This window comes from Dactylosporangium sp. CA-152071 (assembly GCF_050936335.1).
GTDB lineage: Bacteria > Actinomycetota > Actinomycetes > Mycobacteriales > Micromonosporaceae > Dactylosporangium > Dactylosporangium maewongense.
Genome location: NZ_JBNJMZ010000001.1, coordinates 6,160,181 through 6,180,499 on the forward strand (window position 1 = coordinate 6,160,181; position 20,319 = coordinate 6,180,499).

Below are 20,319 nucleotides of genomic sequence, written 5' to 3' on the forward strand. Positions count from 1 at the left end.
GCGTGACGCACGGACACGCGGAGTCGGCACTGTACCGTCACCGCTTGACGCCGTGGACCACTCGCCCAACCTTTGCATAGGGGTTGTTGGCCAGATACGCCGTCCGCAGTACCCAGAGCACCCGACTGTGCTGGTCGCTCGTCACCGGCACGTCCTCGCTTTCGTCGACGAGGTTCTGGTTCAGTTGCTTCGGCGGATAGCTGCCGGACGGGATGACCGCGCTGGGCACGTATTTCCGGATGCCATCGTCGCATCCATCGACGATGGTGGTCTGCCACCAACTGTCCGGTGCCGGGAACGGGTCGGGCGCCAGCGACCGGACCGCCTCGTCGACCCGGATGTACCAGTCGTCCTGGGCGCCGGGGACGTCCGTTGGCCGTGTCGGTATTTGCTGCTTGAACGCCTCGCGGTAGGAGCTACGCAGTTCGTCTGTCACCTCGACCCAGCCGCGGTGCTCCGGCAGCAGCGCCGTGTGCAGCCCGAAGTCGTGCTGAGCGAGCAGCAGCACGATGCTGGCCAGCGTGCCCAGATGCCAAGCGGCCGAGTCCTCGCGGTGCGCGTCCAGCATGGCCGTCATCTCGGCCGACGGTTCGTTAGGCCGCTCGACCGGCTGAACCCCGAACACGGCGGCCGACGGGATCAGGAAATCGATGCCGTCGATGCCGTCGATGGCGACGTTGCGCAGCTCGGCCAACCACTGCACCCGGTCGGCCTCGCCGACGCGCAGCGCCATCAGGTGGGCCCAGACCCACAGCGTGGCCGGTTCCTCCGGCGGCGTCGCCGCAGGTAACCACTGCCGTTGCTGTTGATGGAAGCGGCCGACCAGCTCGCGGAGCTGGTAAGCCGCCTGGTCCGCGGCACTGACCGGCTCCCGGAGCAGTGGCGGCGGGTCAGCGGTGTCCGCGTCCGGAATTCTTGATTCGTCCGGTGCCGGGGCCAGAAACGCGAGCTGGGTCAGCCGCTCGGCCAACGCTCTTCCGGCCGCCGCGGCCGGATCGTCGTCGTGCCGGGCTTGAAACGCAAGGGTCCGTACCAGGTCGGCCGTGCGGAGGAGTTCGCCCAGCATCTGGTCGGCGGTGTCGCCGTGTTTCTGGACCGCTCCGGTCAGGCGGGTCACCAGATCTTCCAGCTCGCTCATCAGTGCTCCCCCGTGAACGGGTTCCAGTCGGCGTTGAGGTGGTGGTCGCCGGAGTCGACTGCGGTTCGGTACACCGCACCCGGGTGCCGAAGCATCTCGTCCAGCCGGGTGGTCACCAGGTACCTGGGGTAGCCCCGGTGGACCCGGAGCCGGCCGGCCGCGTCCAGCGACGCGTAGTAGCGGACCGACGGGTCGTATGCGCCGTCCGGCACCGCGACGGTAACCAGCTCCCGGTGCCGCCCGCTGCGATCGGGTACCTCGAACCGCCAGCCGCTGAGCCGGTCGCGGGCCTCGGCCGCGCCGGCCAGACCCGGCAGCGGCGTCTCGGCAATCGCGACGCGTATCGATGCGCTACGCGGGTCCAACTCGAAGATCGAGGTGGTGAACCGGGGCGCGCCGCCGGGGGCGGTCGGGAAGATGGCTGTCGGCGGCTGCTCCGGCCCGGCACTGGCAATTGGATCGGCCAGCGGTACCGCGAAGATGGGGGTGGTCTGCTTTTCGAGCCAGCCGTTCCGGTCGACCCAGCCGCTGTCGAGCTGTGGCCGCAGGTCGTGCGGTGCCTCGTGGGCAACGTAGAAGGGCACCTGGCCTCGGGTCAGGAACAGCAGCGGGTTGAGGCTCTGGTCGATCTGCAGCTGGAAGTACAGGTCGCTGGGCGGCTCGTTGGGCATGTCCAGCCCCAGACTGCGGCGCAGCGCGTCGGCCTTCTCCTGGAACACGAACCGGCCCCACTCGATGGTGTGCCCGGCGCCGAGGACGCGCCGGATGCGGGCGTCGCGGGGCAGCTCGAACCAGGGGCTGCGGACGCAGAGGTTGCCCCGTCGGTCGCCGATCGAGTAGGGGGTGCCAGCCGCCAGCAGTGGCAGCCCGGCTGTGCCGGCGCCCTGGTGCAGCTCGAACGAGCAGGGCAAGCTCAGCAGCAGGTTGTCCACGTCGATGTCGATCCGGGTGACGCCCTTGAGCAGCGTGGCCCGCACGTTCTCGCCGGCCTCGCCCTTGCCCTGTAGCGAGCCGTGCTGCTCCTGGGCCCAGCAGGCACCGAGCGATGCGGCCTGCTTGGCGTACCGGTGCTCGACCACCACCTCGCCGTCCCAACTGGCGGCGGTGCCGTGCTGCTGGCGTTCTTCAGCAAAGCGCTTCTCGAGCGTTTCGGTCACGATCCGCTTGACCAGCGGCATGCCGTTGGACTTGCCGGACAGCGCCACCTGGTCCAGGCGCTCGTTGCGCAGTCGCGAGGCGACCAGGTCGGCCGCGATCTCGGCCGACCGGCTGATGACCGGCCGGATCAGCTGCTCGAAATCGGCCCCGGTGAGCACGATCTGCACGTCCGGGATGCCGTCCTTGAGCAGGATCGAGTTGCGGCTCGCCGCGCCGCGCAGGAACGCCTGCACGTCGCCAGGGTTCGGCTCGGCCTTGTCGCTCGGGTCGTCGGACCGGCCGATCGTCACCTTCAGCCGCTCGGCCAGGCTCCACAGTTGCCGGAACAGCAGACCCGGTGAGGCGCCGGGCGTATGCGTGGGCAGCAGCTCGCGGAGTGCGGCGATCACGTCTTCGTTGCCCACGCCCGGCTTCTGGTAGCGCAGCAACAGCGGCGTCAATGGGCGGTAGCCGCCGTCGGCCGCCTGGCTGGCACCAGGCCAGCTGTGCATCAGCTCGGCCAGGCGTGGTTCCGGCAGCGCCTTGTGGAGCTGGTCGGCCAACTGGGCCTTCAGCCAGTAGAAGACCCGCAGGGTGAGCAGGTCGCCGCCGAGCTGCGGGTGCCCGGTCGACCCGAGCACCTGGGGCCGGATCAGGTAGAACCGGCCGGCCTTCGCGGGCTCGGGCAGATCGGGCGTGCGGTCCTCCAGATCGATGGCGAGCAGCGCCGCGTCGGTCGTACCGCCGCCGATGTCCAGAACCAGCAGGTTGCGGCGCCAGACCGTGACCGGCCGCTCGGCGACACGGCGGGAGCGCGACCGGTAGCGCTCGATCCCGTCGGACACGCTGCCACGTAGGTCGCGGAGCAGGAAGAACATCGCGGCGGCGACGCCCTCGTCGAACGTGAAGTTCGCGAACGGAACGCCGAGATTGTCGGTGATGATCTTCCGCAGCCGTTCTCGGTGTACCGGAGGGGTGGTCGTGGGGTAGGTCACCAGGACCTGCTCGACGCCTCGCCGGACGCCTTTGTTGAGCTCAGCGTCGTGGCCGACAGCCCGCTCGATCAGCCGCCGGTACACGTGCGCCAGCAGGAAGTCGGTGGTGACCGGCGGCCGCGGCGCCGGGTTCCAGGCCAGCCCGCTGACCTCCGGCGCCAGCTCGGCCGGGGCGAGCAGCGAGCGCTTCAGCGACGGATACACCTCGACCACGTCCCGCTCGTGCGTACGCCGCCGGGTTTCGCCCAGATGGACGTCGGGCGCGGCCCGGCCGGCCGCCACCACGCTGGCCACGCTGCCGATCTCGTACCCCTCGCCGGACGTCGTCATGTCCTCGTCTACTCGGACCAAGCGCAGGCCGAGTGCCTCGACGGGCAGCGTGTCGAACGTCCGCTCGAAGCACTGGTGCAGCCGCCCGGCAAGCCACGTTCGCAGCTGGTCGGACGTGTTCACAGCAGGCGCCAGCACCGCGCACAGCCGGTCGCGCAGCTCGTCGCGCTTCTCGTCCTGGCCGGTGACGATGCCGTTGCGCTCGTCGTTGCTGAACAACATTTCGGCCAGTTGCGCGGCGGTGAGCTTGTGCGGTGTGCGCACCGCCCGGCCCACCGTCTCGGCCCAGCGGCCACGCAGCGTGCTCCACTCAGCCTCCAGCTCCGGCTCGTTCGGCCCCTCGGCCAGCAACAGGTCGGCCAACTCGTTGCGGAGTACCAGATCCTGCTCCTCGCTGAGCCCGGCGGCCGTCTCGTCCTCCACGAAGGCGATCGCGATCGTGGTGCTCGACGTGCCGAAGTCGATGGCGATCGGCTTCATGAACGGGCCACCGTCGCGCGGTCGAAGCACCGGCAGCGGGTTCAGGTCGTGGTCGGCATTGACCACGCCCGCGCCGGATGGTGCCTCGCCGACGGAGGCGAAGTCGATGGTCAGCGGGAAGTCCACCATGGACGGCTGGGGACCGCCGATGCTGGCCCGCCAGGTCAGTGTGATCGCGCGCGGAGGAGGTTGGCGGCGGCCCGGCTCCAGGACCAGCTCTACCGGCACCGCGATCGCCTCAGCGGCGGTCACGGTGCCGCGAACATCTCGGGTCTGCCACGGCACGGCCGGGTAGTTGCGCCGGATGAATTGCCCGAGCGCACCGGTCTCAGGCGCGATCCCGGCGAGGAACACGTCCCACACCCGTTCGGCGCGGCCGTCCTGGACTTGGACCGCCACCGCTGGCAGGGAGTAGTGCCCGTCCCGGGCGAACAGCCGGTAAGAGTTGCGGTCCAGCCGTTCGGCCGGGCCGTCGGGCGCGAAAACGAGGTCGAGGGTCACTGGTCTGCCTCCGGGTTCGAGGAGTCGTCGGTTGGCCAGTCGTCGAGCAGGTCGCGCCAGGGTGATCGGCCGGTCGGTCCGGTCGCTTCCGTGTCCGCCATCGCGTCGGCGATGGCCAGCAACTGAGCGTCGTCAGGGATGTCGGCCTTGGCGCCGCGCACCACGTCCCGGACCGCGTCGCGCATCCGATCGAGCTCGTCGACGGCCCGCGCGGTCACCAGGTGGACCAACGCGTCGACGACCTCCTGCCGTGCCCGCAGCAGCCGGACCTCGTGCCGATGAGCCTGGTTCTGCCGCACTGTGTCGAACTTCGGCGCATGCTCGTGCCAGGGCATCAGATGCCGCGGCCGCAGCGGGAACAGGTCGTCCAGCTCGACGCCGTCCACCATTTCGGGCCCTACCGGAAGCGTGGCGCAGATCTTGTCGGCCGTGCCCTCGACCGCCTGCTTGGTCCAGCTCAGTTCGGCGATCATCGCCAGGCTCTCCATCCGCCGGGCGCCGCCGTCGACCGGCGCGACCACGGCCAACTGGGCCTGGAGCGCCCTGCGGGCAGCCGGCTCGGTGAGTGCCTCGTGCAAGAGGTTCCGGGCCTTGTTCTGTGTCTCGATCCAGCCGTCGAACAGATCGCCGATCGCTTGTTCGGCCTGGCTGGCCGCGGCGACCAGCCCGTCCTGGAATGGCTTGCGCAGATCCTCGGTCCTGAGCAGCAGCTGGGGCGCGGCGGTGCCGTGCGACTGCACGGGCTCGACGGTCTGGCCGGCGGCCGGTGGGCGTAGGCGGTTACGCAAGTCGTTCTCGACCGGAGCAGCCTGCTGGCGTGCCGCCGCGATGCCGCTCAGCACACCGCTGCCGTTGGCGGTGGCGAGTGTGGCCGACCACAGCGACCAGCGGTGGACGTGCGCGGCCACGCTGAGCGTCAACGTCTCGCGAAGCGTGTCGGCGCGCAAGTCCTCCACCGCGTACACCAGGTCGTCGGCTGCCTGGGCCAGGTCGGCGAACAGTTCGTCGTACGAGCTGGGCGCACCCGCATACGCGCGAGGCTGGTCGGCCGCGGCGAACCGCTCCACCAATTGCCGCAGGCCGGCCGAGCGGCGTACCAGGCCGGCCACCTTGAGCTGCGCGCCGTGCCGGCGCACGTGGTCGCTCAGCAGCTCGCGCAGCGCGGTGACACCGCCGTCCTGCGCGAACTGCTCGATTGCCCGCGTGAGCGGGTGCTGTGGGCTGCCCATCGCGAGGTGCCGGGCCGCCGAGGTCCACCGGTTCCTGCTGTCCTGCAAGTCCTTGCCGATGGCGCCCAAGGTGTAGGCCAGTTCACCGCGCGGGTCGACCGGCATCCGGTAACGCTCGATGGCGACCAGTGAGGACGTGAAGGCCACCCGGTCCAGCTTGCCGCCGGTCAGGTCGCGCACGGTCCGATACACCGAACCGAAGTTGCCGTCGCGCAGCCGCTCGACGGTACTGACCGGCTCGTTCGGCGGCCGGGTCAAGTCGAACAGGTTCGCCACCGTCAGCACCGCGTCGCCCAGTTCGGCTCGCGTCCGGCCGTGCCCGTCGAGCAGGCCGAGGAATCGGGTGGCCACCTCCACTTCGGGGCGATCGGCCCGGACCGCCAGCACGATCGTGTGCACCCCGTCGAGCTGGCTGGCGGCCAGCCAGTCGTCGCGGGCCGCGCCGCGCGCGTTCAGCCCGGGGAAGTCGAGGAACTCGACCCTGTGCCCGTTGATCAGCCCGACCGCCGGCCACCGGTTGGCCGGTATCTGCACCCGGAACGTCACCCGCCGGATCAGCGGAAACAGTTCGGCGATCCGACTCGGGTTGAGTCCGGCGCCGACGCTGATCGGTGCCGCTGGCACCAGTTCGGGGAACGAGTCCACCATCTGCCGGGTGCCGCCGATCCGCAGCGCCGCCCCCATGTCCTCGCGGGTGATCGGGATCGGCGCGCCTGGCCGGGTCGCCCCGACCAGCTCTTTGCCGCGCTGCAGCGCGTCGCGGATGCGGACCAGCTCAAGCGCGGAGTCACGCAGCTCGATGCGAGCCTCGGCCGGCGTGGTGGTGTCGCTGGGCGGCGGCCACAGATGCTTGCGGCACCACTGTTCGAACCGGGACCAGCCTTCGCTCACCGGGTCGTAGCGTTGCAAGGTATCGGTCTCGATCCGCAGTCCGCGCGCGGCGACCACGGCGGTCATCTTGCGCAGGATGAATGCGGCGCAGGCGCTGATCTGCTCCAACGACAGCAGGCTGAGCGACGCGTCGCGCAGTTCGACTGGCGCATCGGCCGGGCCGGGCACCAGCTGCAATGCGGTCACGTTGCCGGTGGTCGGCTCGTTCGCCACCGGCAGCAGTTCCGGCGTGCCCAGCAACGTGCCGAGCAGCAAGGACTTGCCGGTGCTGTACTCGCCGACGAACGCGATCGAGATCGGCTCGTCACAGGCGATTTCCAGGTCGTCGGCCGCCCGCAACAGCGCCGGAAGTTGCGCTCGCAGGTGTGCGGGCAGGTCGGCGTGCTGGGCCTGTGCCCGGATCCGTTCGACCAGCCGCAGGAACGGCGCGGTCGGGACACTGTCTGGGGACACCTCTACTCCTTCGGTGAGACGCCGGCCGGTCTACCAGTCGGCTGGGCCGAGATGGTTCATGCGGCTCGATCGGCGGAACTGTTCCTGCTCACGGGCCAGGTCGTAGATCGTGTTGGCCCGGACCCGGGCCAGGTCGGCGGTCAGGAGGATGGCGTCCTTGCCGGCCTGGCGCAATCGCTCCAGCCGGTACGCCTCAAGCCACGCGTCGGCGCGCAGCCGACGGTCGTAGAGGGTGCGGCGGGAGAACAGCTTGAGCGACAGCGGAAGCAGGTCGAGCGCCACGAACATGCCGCGCAGCGCCCACGGCACCGCCTGCACCACCGGTTCGCCGCGGTGCTCGTGCAGGAACGCCTGGAGGGCCGCTTCCTGCTCGATCCAGCCCTGGTTCTGGTTGATCTCAGTGACCTGCCGGTCGATGTTCTGCTGTCGGGTCGCCTCCAGGGCCTTGCGATTCTGGCCCAGCTGGGCGTTCTGGCTGGTGACCTCTGCCTGGACCTGGTCGCGGGCGGCCGACAGTGCCTTGACCTCTTTCTGTAGTTCCATGGCGACCGGGCCGAAGCCGCGCCGACGGGAGCCACCGTCTCCGCGGGACTCGGCAGCCAGCCGCTGGTTGGCGTCGGTCACCTTCGCCTCGGCCGTGGTCAGGCGCGCGTTGTTGGCGTCGATCTGCTGCTGGATAGTGTTGATCTGCGCGGTCTCCGGCCGCCGGGCCGGATCGCGGGCCGCGGTTAGCCGGGGTACTTTCTCGGCCGCCATCTGGTCCTGGATCTCAGCAGCGAAGATCAGCAGCAGCGCCGCCTCGGTGACCAGGAACGCGCCGCCGAGGGCGATGGTCAACCGGAACAAGTACCGCAGCCAGTAGAGGCCGGGGCGGGGGAACCGGCGCCGCTTGGCCTCCGGGTCACCGGAGTCGGCGTCGCTCAGGTCACCGTAGTCCGGGTCGGCCACGATCGACCGGTCGGTCCAGAAGATGATGATGAACCACACGGCCGCGGCCGCCAGCAGCCACCGATTGAAGGCGCCATGGATGACCGAGCCGAACACGGCGAACATCAGGGCCGAGACCGACGCGACCAGCACCAGAAAGATGCCGGTGGCGGAGTAGCGGTACTGCTCCACCCGGTTGTGCAGCAGAGTCGGGTCGACACCGGCGCTCCACAGAAACAAGCGGGTGAGCGGGTTGCGGCTGACCCGCCACGCCGGCGCCGGGGCCGCGGTGGTGATCGGCGGTGCTACTCCGGCCAGGTCCAGCGTGTTCTCCGGGGAGGAACCGGTCCTCTGTTTGGGTGCCTGCCAGACCCGTGTTGCCATGCACGCCTCCTGGCTTGCTCTCGCCGAGTGCAGCGCTCGGTTCGGTCATGACAGACCTGAGGGCCGTCGCAACCGAACTGACGGACGGAGCCTCCGATGCCGCCGGATCAGCCGTCGGCGAGGACGAGGCCGGCCTCGGCGTCGGTGCATCTGCGCTGGATGATCTCGGCGAAGACTGCGCGAAGCCGGCGAGCGTCAAAGGTCGGCCAGACACCCTCAACACCGCCGGCGCCCATGTCGTACGGGCACTTCGCCTCTCCTGAGTCCTTCGTCAACGTCGCGAGCGGCGTGCCGACCGCCGCGGTTCCGGCAGCATTCATGCAGCCGTACGGCCTGACGCTGTTGCCGTAGTGCAAGAACGAACGTTCCGGGTCGAGCAGCGGCAGCGACGTCGCGGCCCCGGCTCGCCAGATCGCAGGTCTGGTCGTGTACGGGTCCTCGACGCCGAACACGGCGCCGGTCACGCTCACGGCGAGCGGCAGGAACATGCCGAGCTCGGCGCCGGTGCGAGTTGGACGGGGTCAGCTGCGCCGCGCCCGTAGGTAGAGCCACATCAGGATCACTACGACCGCTAGCCCGGGTGTTTCAGGATCGGTGATTCACCAGGTGGACGTGGAACGCGAAAGTGCCTTCTGAACTGGGACAATGAGGCTTGTCGAAGGTCTCATCACGCCCGTACGGAAGGCACTTTCTGGATGCAGGTTACCCGGACCCGACCGAAACTCACTGTCACCGCCGACGGCACCGGCGTGGTCTCCCACGCCGGGACCCGGCTCCTGGCCGAACTCGCCGATGCGACAGGTCTGACGCAGGCGTTCAGCGACGCCCTGATCGGGTTGCGGCGTCGGGACACCGGCCACGACCCGGGCCGTGTCGCCGTCGACGTGGCGGTGATGCTCGCCGACGGCGGGCAATGCATCAGCGATCTGGCCGTGCTGCGTCAGCAGCCGGCCGTGTTCGGGCCGGTCGCCTCGACCCCGACGGCGTGGCGGGTCCTGGCCGGGACCGGCGGACCGCAACTGGCCGCACTGCGCGCCGCCCGCGCCCAGGCGAGGGAACTGGCGTGGGCGCAGGCCGCTGAGACCGGCCGGGCGATCCCGGCCGCCCGCGCCGCCGGCCGCGACATCCCCGGCCTGGTCATCGACATCGACGCCAGCGTGGTGATCTGCCACTCCGAGAAGGAACACGCCGCGCCGACGTTCAAGCACACATACGGCTACCACCCGATCTTCGGGTTCCTGGACAACACCAACGAAGCCCTCGCCGGCATCCTGCGGCCCGGCAACGCCGGCAGCAACACCGCCGCGGACCACATCACGGTCCTGGACGCGTGCCTGGCCCAGATCCCTGACGAGCACCGCTACGGTCAGCCGATCCTGGTCCGCGCCGACACCGCCGGGTCCAGCAGCCAGTTCCTGGCCCACATCCGCGCGCTGCGCCACCAGGGTCTGGACATCCGCTTCTCCGTCGGTCTCGCCATCACCGAACCCGTCCGCGCCGTCCTCGCCCGCATCATCGACGAGCCGGACCTGTGGATCCCAGCCCTCGACCAAGACGCCGACCTGCGCGACCACGCCGAAATCTGCGAGATCACCGACCTGATCGACACCACCGCCCACCCCGACGGCACCCGGGTCATCGTCCGCCGCGAACTGCCTCACCCAGGGGCGCAACTGTCCCTGTTCGACCACATCGTCGGCTGGCGCCACCAGCTCGTCATCACCGACACCCCCCACGGCACCACCAGCGGCGGCGGCCCGATCCAGTACCTCGAAGCCCGCCACCGCGGCCACGCCCGTGTCGAAGACCGCATCCGCTGCGGCAAACACACCGGCCTGGGCCGCTTCCCCTCCCGCGACTTCGCCATCAACGCCGCCTGGCTCGAACTCGCCCTGACCGCCATCGACCTCCTCGCATGGACCAAAACCCTGCTGCTCCAACACGAACTGGCCACCGCCGAACCGAAGAAGCTGCGCTACCGGCTCCTGCACGTCGCCGCCCGAATCACCCGCAGCGGCCGCCGAACCCGGCTCCGCATCGCCGAAACCTGGCCCTGGGCAACAGATCTGGTCAACGCCTTCACCCAGCTCGCCGAACTCCCACGACCGATCACCTGAACCAGCAACCCCAGCCCCAACTAGCGAAAGCCACGGAGGAACCCGATCCAGCATCGGGCACCTCAACCTGCCCACGGCAACCAACCGACCCAAACAGCCCGTCACACCAGCATGATCAACTCATCGTGAAAGAGGCGGGCTAGGACGCCGAGCGCGGCAAGCACCAGCATCCACAACAGCATCCGCGGATCGGTCTGGTCCGGCCTCGGTTTGGGCAACTTCGGCCGTACCGGCGCAGGAGCCCCGGCCGGCACGACATCGAGCAGCGGCTTGGACGGGCGGGTCTCGAAGTTGTCTTCGTCGGCCAGGAACTCCCGGTACACCGTGCTGGCCTGGTCGAGCGCGGCCGCCATCAGGGTGTCCAGGTCTTCTGGGCGGTCGCGATCACTGAGGTCGATCACGCCGTAGGAGATGGTCAGTTCCCGGCCGTATTGGTCAGTGACCTGGCCGGGTGCCTGGACCTCGCTGAGGTATACGGTGACCGGGTCGGTGCCGGGCGGGCTCAATTCGAGCGTCCTGATCCGCCCGTCGGCTGACGGAATCCGGTCGCGCAGCAACATCCGGTGTTCCATCAGGAAATCTGGGCAGAGCAGTGTCCGCTGACCGTGGGACTTGCCGCGGGCGACGAGGAACGGCCACATGGGCTACACCACCGACCGCAGCACGCTGGCCGGCATCCGGCCCTCGTACGCCTGCATCGCGGCACGAAAACGCTCGATTGCCAGCTTCCGGAACTGCTCCGCCTCGTCGAGGGTTCCGTGGATGTCGTCGATCGCCTTCTGGCGGCGGCTCAGGGCGCGCATCAGCCCGTCGATCACCTGCTGCACCACGCTGTCCACCGCGATCCTGGTCGCGGCGCCGGCCGGCCGGCCGCTCAGCCGCTCGACCAGGCCGGTGGCGACCGCCGCGATGCTGGCCCGGGACTCGCCGGCCTTCCAGGCGATCCGCTCGGCCCACTGCTGCGCGGCGCCCGGGGACAGCGCTGCGATGTGTCGGCCGGCCCTCTCCTGAATCGCCGCCAGCGCCTGGTCGAGCAGGTCCGGCATGATCGCCGTGAGCGGGATCTCCACGTCCACCGGATAGGCCGATCGACCCGGGATCTTCACGGCACCCTTGCCGTCCTCCAGTCGCGCGTACCCGAACCCGACGGCGCTGACCGGGATGAGCCGCACGGGCGCCGCATGGCCGCCGGCCAACTGGTGAAACTCCGGGATCTGGCGCAGCCGGTCGGCCACCAGCGCCAGCTTCGCGCTCTGCTGGTCCGGGTCACCGGCGCAGTCCGCGGCCACCAGGTCCCATTTGGTCAGAACGAAGTGCATCGGCTTACCGGTCGAGTGCTCCTGGAGCTTCTGATAGGCCGGCTGCATCGTCTCCTCGAAGTAGCGGCGCCCGTCGTATTCGTCGGCCAGGAACTCCACCATGCGCTGGCCGTCGAGCAGGCACAGCAGCACGTGTGCTCGCTCGATGTCGGCGTCGAACTCGGCCGTGGCCTCCGAGGCGTCGCCGTCGGCCGAAATGAGTTCACCGGCGTAGTCCTGGTAGTCGATGGTGAACACCGGCCGGTTTGCGCCCTCGTGCTGGATGGCACACGTGAAGCTGAAGACCTCCCCGTCAGCCACCTTGCTCGGCGGCGGCCACGGCCGGCCCGAGTCGGCCACCTGCGAGTACACGTCGCGCAGCCGACCGGCCTGCGTCAGCGGGGAACGTAGATAGAACCCGACCTCCGGGTACTGCACCCCCAGCCGACGACCCAGGCTGGCCAGATACACGGTCTTGCCGGACCCCGAGGCGCCGAGGACAAGCACCCGAATCCGGGGCAGGCCGGCGTCGACATCGTCGGTCACGAGATTCCCTCCCAACTGAACGGCGTACGGAACGTCGCCGGTGGCGGTAATCCACCGGCGAAGCGCAGGCGGATCTGCGCGGCGAGCGGCCCAACCGGCGTAGCGCCGAGCAACGGAATCATGCTCAACCCCGACGACACCGGTGCGCCCGTAGCGAATCTGACGGACAGCGTGCCCATCGGCCGGTAGAGCACGGGAAGCGGTTCGCCGCTTTTGGCTTGCGTGCCCTGATCACGTTTCCGGACATCGGCATGTGCGGAGGTGTGATCAAGCGAACCCCGGTCTTTGGGCAGGCGATCACGGAGACGTGCCCGGCGTTGCCGACACCATCGGGTAGAGCTCGGTGAAGCCCGGACCGTGCTTGCGTCGCGAGTCGCAGCCTGGGTGGTGTCAGCCGACCCGCTCGATGTGGAGATGCCTCATGGCCAGCCGCGGTGTGATCTTCAAGTCCTGCACTTGCAGCGCCACCGGCCAGGCCGGCCGCCGCAGGAACCGCACCTGCCCCCGCCTGGTCGAGCGCGGGCACGGCAGCTGGCAGTTCGACTGCCGCGTCCGCGACATCCGAGGCCGCTCCACCCAAGTCCGCCGCAGCGGGTTCCCGTCCCAGGCCGCTGCCACCCGAGCCCGCGACGACGTCCTGGACCAGTCCCTGGAACGGTTCACCGGCCAGCGCTGGACCGTGGAACGGTGGCTGCGGCACTGGCTGACCACCAGAACGTCGATCCGGCCGACGACGCTGCGGGTCTACACCCAACACGTCGAGCAGTACCTCATCCCACACCTCGGCAGACACCGCCTCGCCGACGTCACCGTCCGGCACCTCACCGCCATGTTCGCCGACCTCGCACAACAGACCACCCGCACAGGGGACTACCTCGCCCCGGCGACGTTGCACCGCATCTGCGCGACCCTGCGGGGCGCGCTCAACGCCGCAGTCCGCGGCGACATGATCACCGACAACCCCGCCAAACGTGTGGAACTGCCCAGCCGACCCCGCCCACACGCCGTCGTGTGGACCAGGCAGAGGGTCGAGGCGTGGCAGGACCACGGTGTCCGGGCGCCCGTCGCCGTGTGGACCGCCGAACACCTCGCCGCGTTCCTCGACCATGTCGCCGCCGACCGGCTCTACGCCCTGTGGTGGCTGATCGCGCTGCGTGGCCTGCGCCGTGGTGAGGCGGTGGGGTTGCGGTGGTGCGACGTCGACCTCGACCTCAGCACCATCACGATCACGCAGCAGGTCACCTGCGCCGGCGACCAGATCCTCGTCGGGCCGCCGAAGAGCGCCGCCAGCCGCCGAGTCATCGCCCTGGACCGGCACACCGTCCAGGTCCTGCGAGACCACGCCCGCCGGCAGCGTCTCGAACGGCTCGCCGCCGGGCAGCAATGGCAGGACACCGGCTACGTCTTCACCCGCCCCGACGGCCGCCCACTCCACCCGAACTACGTCACCCACCGGTTCTGCCGCCTCCGCAGCACGACCGACCTGCCACCCGTCCGGCTGCACGACCTCCGCCACGGTGCGGCGTCCCTCGCGCACCAGGCCGGCGCCGACCTCAAGACCGTCCAGGACCAGCTCGGCCACGCCAGCATCGTCCTGACCGCCGACACCTACACCAGCGTCCTGCCCGAATCACAGCGGCGAGCCGCCGCGGCCACCGCCGAGCTCGTCCTCACCGCGGCGCGCGCCGTCCGGAAACAGATCAAGAAGCGGCGCAACGAGTACGGCGACCACGGCGCCAGATCCGCAACACTCGGCGCTCCGGAACGGCCCGCGAACCGTGAAACCGCAGGTCAAGCCCCCGCACCTCACCCGAAAGGACCGAGGAAGCGCAGGAGCGGGAAGAAGCACGCACCGAGCAACCACCGTCCACACAGGACAGACCGGCAACGCAAAACCGCAGGTCAAGTGGTGGGCCGCCAGGGACTCGAACCCTGAACCTACGGATTAAAGGGGGGCGGCAGCTCTGGGCTTTCCCTTTTCTGTCCGCGTGCGTCCGTCCAGGCTGGTGAACATCCGAGCGACTATGGAGCAACCCGCGATCACCAACCGGCCGACTGCGGATGGGTAGGCGACGACCGCGACGCCGAGCCGGTGCACATCCCTCCGTCAGCAGCCATCTGCCGTGCGCCGAGGGCGCCGCACGCGCATCGGGGCGGACAACGCCGGCCAGTTCGACAAGTGCCAGCAGACTGAACATGCTGGGGCCCGGCGGCCATGATGGCTCGCCGGGCCCGCGTCGAACATCGTCAGCAGTGCGGGGTGGAGACCTGGCTGGCGACGAGCGAGGAGTGGATGTAGCCGCCGGTCGGGCTGTTGACGTAGAACCAGCGGTTCGAGGCGTAGTTGGAGTTGGGCGGGTACACCCACTGCGCGTCGGTGTAGCACACCATCGTCACGCCGGTGCCGTTGCCCCAGAAGCCGTAGGTGCCGCACCCGGTGTTCGGGCAGCTGCGGATGTTGGCGCCGCCGGAGTTCGAGCTGATGTACGGTCCGGCCGCGAACGCCGGCGCGCCCATCAGTGCGACGGCGACTCCCGCGGCCCCCGTGACGGCGGCGAGCCGGGCCAGGCGTCGGCGGGTTGTGGTCCTGTTGGACATAGATCTACTCCCTGCAGATCGGTGGATGCGGTGCGGCAACCGGACGCTCGGTATTTGTGCTGATCGATGTTCGGCGGTCGGTTCCGCTTCTTCGAGACTCTGCTCTCAGCTCGCCTGCAGGAAGCCGTTGCATGTCGCACGGCCGAAGAGGAAACGCGGAAAACGTCGGTCAGCAGTCTGCGGCAGGTTTGGGCTTGTTGCCGAGCAGCCGCCAGAGGGAGGTCGGTAGCGGGCCGAGCACGGAGGCCACGAAGGCTTGGCCGAATAGGTCGGTGCTGCGCCCGACGGCGCTGGGTGCGGCGCGACGCACCTGGTGGAAGATCCGGTTCGCCTCCGCGGAGTGCCCGGTCAGCTTCAGGTTGATCGCGAGGTTGAGCTGGGTGCGGAGCGTGTGCGGGTGTTGCGGGCCGAGCACGTCGCGCTGGCCCTCGTACGCCCGGCGAAAGTGGCCGGTGGCGTCCTCGCTGCGGCCGCACTGCGCCGCCGCATAGCCCAGCACCACCTGAGACCGCAGCAGGACCGGATCGAGGAGGGGTAGCCGGTCGGTCAGGTCCGCCTCGACGGCCTTGATGGCCCGTCGCGCCTCGCCGGGTTTGCCGAGGGCGATCAGCGCCTCGGCGTGGGCGACGGCGACGCTGAGGGTGAGATGGTTGCGAGGCCCGTGCGTGCGGTTGTAGGTGTCGCGCAGCGTGCGGAGGTCCTCGGCAGCGTCCCGCCAGACCTGTGGATCAGTGCGGAGATCCCAGAAGGCCAGGCTCAGTCGGGTGTCGGCGAAGAGCCTGGCTGCCTCGACGGCGTGCATGTGGGTGGGCAGGCCTCGGGCCTCGTAGGCCGCCATCACTGCCCGGGCCCGCTTGCGTGCCGACGGCTGCGCGTCGGTCTCCATCTCCGCTCGGCCCAGCTCCAGCTGCGCGGCCTGGAGGTCGTGAAATCGGTCCGGTTCGGCCAGCAATTCGGCGATGAGGGCTTCGAGTGCCCGGCGGGCATCGGTGTGCCTGCCGCGCAGGCGCAGCGCCCGGCACCGAGCGATCGAGTGCGGGTTCAGCTCGGTCCAGAGCCGGTCGGCCTCGACGTATCTGGCCTGAGCGTCGAGCGCCTCCGCGAGGAGCTGCCGGTTTCGTGGGGTCGGATCGGCCGCCACAGCACGGGTGCCGTACTCCTCCGCCTGCGTGAACTCCCCGCTGCGGAGCAGACACCGCGACGCGGCCGCCAGGACGTCGCTGTCCGCGGGTAGCAGCGAAGCCAAGCGGACGTGGAACGGCATGCCGAGGACCGCCTCGCCCCGGGCGTCGTAATGCTCGGTGACCCGACGGAGCAGCGCCTCGACGACGGCTGAGCCGAGGCCGGGCCGGGCCGACAGGTGACCGGCGTGCTGCACGAGCCGTGACTCCGTGGAGGGACTGAGGCCGGACGCCGTCAGCAGGTCCAGCACCGCGTCGGCAGTCTCTGCAGCCACGGTGTCCAACGACGCAGCCGCCGGGGCGGACAGCAACAGTTCTGCGGCCGTGTCTCGGACCAAGCTGTGAATCTGCCAGGCGTCGTCCGCCGGAGTGCCGATCAAGCCCAGACGCAGCGCGGTGACCGCGGCCTCCGCATCGGCGCCCAGTATCCGTTGCAGCAGGACGGTCGGCACGGCCGCGGGCGAGCACACGAGTGACAGCCACAAGGCCCGCCTGCCGGCGCCGTCGAGCATGGCGATTCGGTCCCGCAGCAGCGCTCGTACCGGAGCCATCGCAGTTGCGTCGCCGTCGAGCCGCTGCTGAAACTGGGGATAGGACAGGATCCCGCTCAGATCCCGCAGTTGACGACCGGCGAGTTTGAGCGCCATCGGATGCCCATCGAGCCTGTTCGCGAGCGCTTCCACCTCGGCGTCGCTGCCGGACCGGTATCGTCGCAGCACCTCCACCGAGTCCGTCAGTGTCATCGGCCCGATCTCGACCGGGGTCGCCGGCCCGTCGAAGGCAGCCCTATTGGTGACCAGCACAGTGTGCAGGCGGCTGCCGGCGGGCACCGCCAGTTCATCGCCGAGCGCGACGCCGGGAAAGTCATCCACGACGAGCAGGCTTGGCTCCGCCTTCGCCGCCACGAGTTCGGCGAACATGCCGCGCACGTGGTCCGGTCCGGCCTCGCCGACGTCGAGCCCGACCTGGGCGAGCAGCGACCGGAGCGCGTCGACGAACCGTGCGGAGACGGCGTCGGGGTCGGCTGGGCTGCCGGCCAGAGAGATCCAGTACACCCCGCCCAGGTGCGCCGCGCCGAAGTGCCACGCGTAGGCGGCCGCCAGCTCCGACTTCCCAATCCCGGGGATGCCAATCAGCATCGCCAGCGGGCCGGACGAGGCGTACTGCGTCAGGCCGAACCGCTGCCGGTGCAGGGCGGAATGCAGTAGCCACAGCTCGCGATACCGCCCGACGAACTCATATGAACCCTCCCGCCGCCCGTACCACCTGGGACGTTGCGCGAACGGCACCCCACCGATACAACCGTCCAGGGGCTGGACCCTGGCAACGATCAAGGCTGCCACCTTCGCCATCGTGGCGGCGTCGTGCGGTGGGGGAAGCCGGTCGAACTTATCCTCGGCCAGTTCTACCGGGAGCAGATGATCGGTCTCCTCATGCGGGTTGAGCACCAGGACCCGCTTGGTCGGGTCACCTTCCCGCTGACTGGCCAGGAACGCCGCGGTCAGCTCGTACTGGCACGCGGTTCGGCTGGTGAAATGCCTCGAGTAGTACGCCATCAGCGCCTTCGAATGGTGGAGTGCCTGCTCGATCTCGGCGGTGATGCCGTGATACTCCCGGATCTCCAGCTCGTCGATGAAGACGGTCAGGCCCGCACTGCTCAATGCGGCGTACAGCAGCCGGACAGCGTCTCGATCCGGCCCAGCAAGCGACAGGAACACGTCATACCGTTTGGTGCTCATCAACAACTCCTGACGCCCGTTTGCGGGTGGCCTGCCGGGGAACGGGACGGTAGCCGGTGTGCAGGGTGTGGGCTTGGTCCACGAGCAGCGCCGCATGCTGAGCCCTGCCGGCGGCCGCCTCGACGCCGGCCAGCCCGCAGAGTGCCCTGGCCTGCTCGAAGGTGCTTCCGACGGTACGGCCCAGCCGGCGTGCAGCGCGGAAGTGCTTCGCCGACCGCGCCAGCTCGGACATCTGTGAGAAGACCTCACCGATACAGTTGAGCGTCATCACCTCGTCCAGCATCAGGTCTGCGGCTGAGAAGATCTCTCGAGCCCGGTACAGGTGGCCGAGCGCCGCATCGAACTCGCGGTCCGCGGCCTCGGCCAGCGCCACGGTCCGCAGGGTGATGGCTGCGTTGCGGTTCACATCGTGGCGCTCGTAGAACCGCAGCGCCTCAAGGCCCAGTCGGATCGCCGCCGGCTGGTGACCGAGACAGTGCGCCAGCCAGGCCTGGTGGCCGATGGTGTTGGCCGCGCCGTACCCGTCGTCGAGGCTGACGAAGATCTCTAGCGCCCTCGCGTACTGCGTGGCGGCCTGCTCGAACTGTTCTGTCTCGGCGTATGCCAGACCGAGGTTGTTGCAGGTGACGGCAATCGCCCACGCGTCGTCGCACCGCGTGGCCGCGTCGAGCGCCAATACGTGGGTGCGCACCCACGGCGCCGACCGTTTCGTCCGGAAGTAGTAGTCCCGCAGCGCATACGCGAGCCGCCAGCAGATGTCGGGACGATCCACAGCGGCGAGTTCGCAGACACGGACAAATGCGCTTTGCTCGTCGTCGAACCACCGCGTTGCCGCCACCGTGTCCGCGAACGTCGCATACCAGTCGGCCGGCCCCGGTTGCACCTTCGCCGCCCGGAACCGGCTCGGGGTGACGATGAGGTCAGCGTGCTGGGCCATCTGCAGGTACCCCTGCAAGAACCGGTCCTTGGCACCCTCGGGTGGCAGCGCCCGGGCGAGCTCCGCCGCGAAGAGCCGCACCAGATCGTGGAATGCGAACCTGCCGGCATACCGCCGTTCGAGCAGGCACGCATCGATCAGCCCTTCCAGCAGGCGGGCCACGTCGTGGCCGGGCGCCGTGCTGGCCCCGGTGAGCAGCCCCGCCGACCGCTCATCGAACTCGCGTCCGGGATACAGCGACAGATGAGCCAGCGCGTGAGCGACCTCGGTCGGCAATGCCGCCACGGCCGATGCGAACGCCGCGCCGACGCTGCGGGTGCCGTCGTCGAGCACGCTGAGCCGTGGCGCCTCGTCGAGCTGCACCGCAAGCCGGTCCAGGCCGTCATCCGATCCGCCCCGCACCCGAGCCGCCGCCACCCGGACCGCCAGTGGGAGGAACCCGCACTGCGTGGCGATCCGGTCCACCTGCTTGCTGCGCGCCGGGTCGTCAAAGGCAGCGTCAATGCCGGTGACACTCGCGAACAGCCGGCGGGCGGCCATCGGGTCGAGCTCGCCGACCTGGATGTGCTCCGCCTCATCGAGCGCGGACAGCCGGACGCGGCTGGTGACGATGACGTCGGAGCGCCCGCCCGGCGGCAGCAGCGGGCTGACCTGGGAAACGCCGCCAGCGTTGTCGAGCACCAGCAGCAGCCGGTGATCACGGACCGTGCTCCGGTACAACGCGGTCTGCTCATCGGCGTCGTGTGGGATCAGCTCACCGGGCAGGCCCAAGCGACGCAGCACCTTGTTCATCACGTCGTCTGTTGCGAGCGGCCCCTGGTCGCCGCGCAGGTCGACGAAGAGGCAGCCGTCATACGCGTCGAGCAGGTGCGTGGCGATCTGAACGGCCAACTCGGTCTTGCCCGCGCCGGGCAGGCCGAACAACGCGATGACCGACGCGCGAGGGCGTTCCGAGCTGAACAATGCGACGATCCGGGCCACTTCGGCGTCACGGCCGTAGAACCAGGTCGATGCGGGCGGCAGGTCGACGATTCGGATCACCGGCACCTGGCGTCGCCGGCGGACGGCAGGCTGGCCCTGCACGAGCCGCAGCAGGGCGCCCCCGGCACCGACAGCGTCGTCGCACCGCTGCGCGATTTCCCGGCTCAGCGGCTTGAGACCGTTTTCGATCTTACTGAGATATCCCCTGCTGTAGTGCGTCTTGCCGGCCAGGTCGGCCAGAGACATCCGTGCGTCGATCCGGAAGCGGCGAAGGTGGGCTCCCGGTGAGTCCTTCGGGATCTTGCCATCGGAAGGTGCAGTCATGAGCTGTTTCCTCTTCTTGTCGGCAACAAGGAAACACTGGCAGCGGCACTTGAGGGGCGCCACGATTGCCTGATCAACGGCCCTTCCGAAGCCAATATCAGGCACGTTATCAAAGTACCCACCAGTGCGACAG

The 20,319-nt window shown here is 69.5% G+C and carries 12 protein-coding genes; 2 read left to right on the top strand and 10 right to left on the bottom strand.

Annotation, left to right across the window (positions count from 1 at the left end; translation table 11 throughout):
* Positions 1–37: 37 nt before the first annotated feature.
* From ACQEVZ_RS27610 to ACQEVZ_RS27630, 5 genes are all read right to left on the bottom strand, one after another.
* Complete coding sequence (locus ACQEVZ_RS27610) at positions 38–1,138, bottom strand: hypothetical protein (protein WP_433371569.1); 1,101 nt, start codon at positions 1,136–1,138, stop codon at positions 38–40.
* The gene (locus tag ACQEVZ_RS27615) at positions 1,138–4,581 is read right to left on the bottom strand and encodes a hypothetical protein (protein ID WP_433371572.1); all 3,444 of its coding nucleotides are present in this window, start codon (positions 4,579–4,581) and stop codon (positions 1,138–1,140) included. The genes ACQEVZ_RS27610 and ACQEVZ_RS27615 overlap by 1 nt, the downstream gene beginning before the upstream one ends.
* The gene (locus tag ACQEVZ_RS27620; protein WP_433371575.1) at positions 4,578–7,040 is read right to left on the bottom strand and encodes a hypothetical protein; all 2,463 of its coding nucleotides are present in this window, start codon (positions 7,038–7,040) and stop codon (positions 4,578–4,580) included. The genes ACQEVZ_RS27615 and ACQEVZ_RS27620 overlap by 4 nt, the downstream gene beginning before the upstream one ends.
* A 144-nt stretch (positions 7,041–7,184) precedes the next feature.
* Entirely contained in the window at positions 7,185–8,465 is a 1,281-nt protein-coding gene (locus ACQEVZ_RS27625; protein ID WP_433371578.1) for a DUF4407 domain-containing protein, read from the bottom strand.
* Positions 8,466–8,572: 107 nt separating this feature from the next.
* Positions 8,573–8,953: a hypothetical protein gene (locus ACQEVZ_RS27630; protein WP_433371581.1), complete on the bottom strand. Its 381-nt coding sequence runs from the start codon at positions 8,951–8,953 to the stop codon at positions 8,573–8,575.
* 207 nt (positions 8,954–9,160) lie between these two features.
* Here ACQEVZ_RS27630 and ACQEVZ_RS27635 point away from each other — a divergent pair, with 207 nt between their 5' ends.
* Positions 9,161–10,582 (top strand): IS1380 family transposase, encoded by a 1,422-nt coding sequence (locus ACQEVZ_RS27635; RefSeq protein WP_433371584.1) that lies wholly within the window; start codon positions 9,161–9,163, stop codon positions 10,580–10,582.
* A 101-nt stretch (positions 10,583–10,683) separates the two neighbouring features.
* On the opposite strand, the gene ACQEVZ_RS27640 is transcribed toward ACQEVZ_RS27635, so the two are convergent.
* Together ACQEVZ_RS27640 and ACQEVZ_RS27645 are read right to left on the bottom strand one after the other, a co-directional pair.
* The gene (locus ACQEVZ_RS27640; RefSeq protein ID WP_433371587.1) at positions 10,684–11,223 is read right to left on the bottom strand and encodes a hypothetical protein; all 540 of its coding nucleotides are present in this window, start codon (positions 11,221–11,223) and stop codon (positions 10,684–10,686) included.
* A gap of 3 nt (positions 11,224–11,226) precedes the next feature.
* Positions 11,227–12,426 (bottom strand): hypothetical protein, encoded by a 1,200-nt coding sequence (locus ACQEVZ_RS27645; RefSeq protein ID WP_433371590.1) that lies wholly within the window; start codon positions 12,424–12,426, stop codon positions 11,227–11,229.
* Positions 12,427–12,847: 421 nt separating this feature from the next.
* On the opposite strand from ACQEVZ_RS27645, the gene ACQEVZ_RS27650 reads away from it, so the two are divergent.
* A complete protein-coding gene (locus ACQEVZ_RS27650; RefSeq protein WP_433371593.1) occupies positions 12,848–14,362 on the top strand; it encodes a tyrosine-type recombinase/integrase in 1,515 nt (504 codons plus the stop codon).
* A 311-nt stretch (positions 14,363–14,673) separates the two neighbouring features.
* Here the strand turns inward: ACQEVZ_RS27650 and ACQEVZ_RS27655 are convergent, their stop codons facing one another.
* From ACQEVZ_RS27655 to ACQEVZ_RS27665, 3 genes are all read right to left on the bottom strand, one after another.
* A complete protein-coding gene (locus ACQEVZ_RS27655) occupies positions 14,674–15,024 on the bottom strand; it encodes a hypothetical protein (RefSeq protein ID WP_360567854.1) in 351 nt (116 codons plus the stop codon).
* A 169-nt stretch (positions 15,025–15,193) separates the two neighbouring features.
* Positions 15,194–17,944, bottom strand: coding sequence for a TIR domain-containing protein (locus tag ACQEVZ_RS27660; RefSeq protein WP_433371598.1), 2,751 nt, complete (start codon positions 17,942–17,944; stop codon positions 15,194–15,196).
* Complete coding sequence (locus ACQEVZ_RS27665) at positions 17,925–20,186, bottom strand: tetratricopeptide repeat protein (protein WP_433371601.1); 2,262 nt, start codon at positions 20,184–20,186, stop codon at positions 17,925–17,927. The genes ACQEVZ_RS27660 and ACQEVZ_RS27665 overlap by 20 nt, the downstream gene beginning before the upstream one ends.
* Positions 20,187–20,319 lie beyond the last annotated feature (133 nt).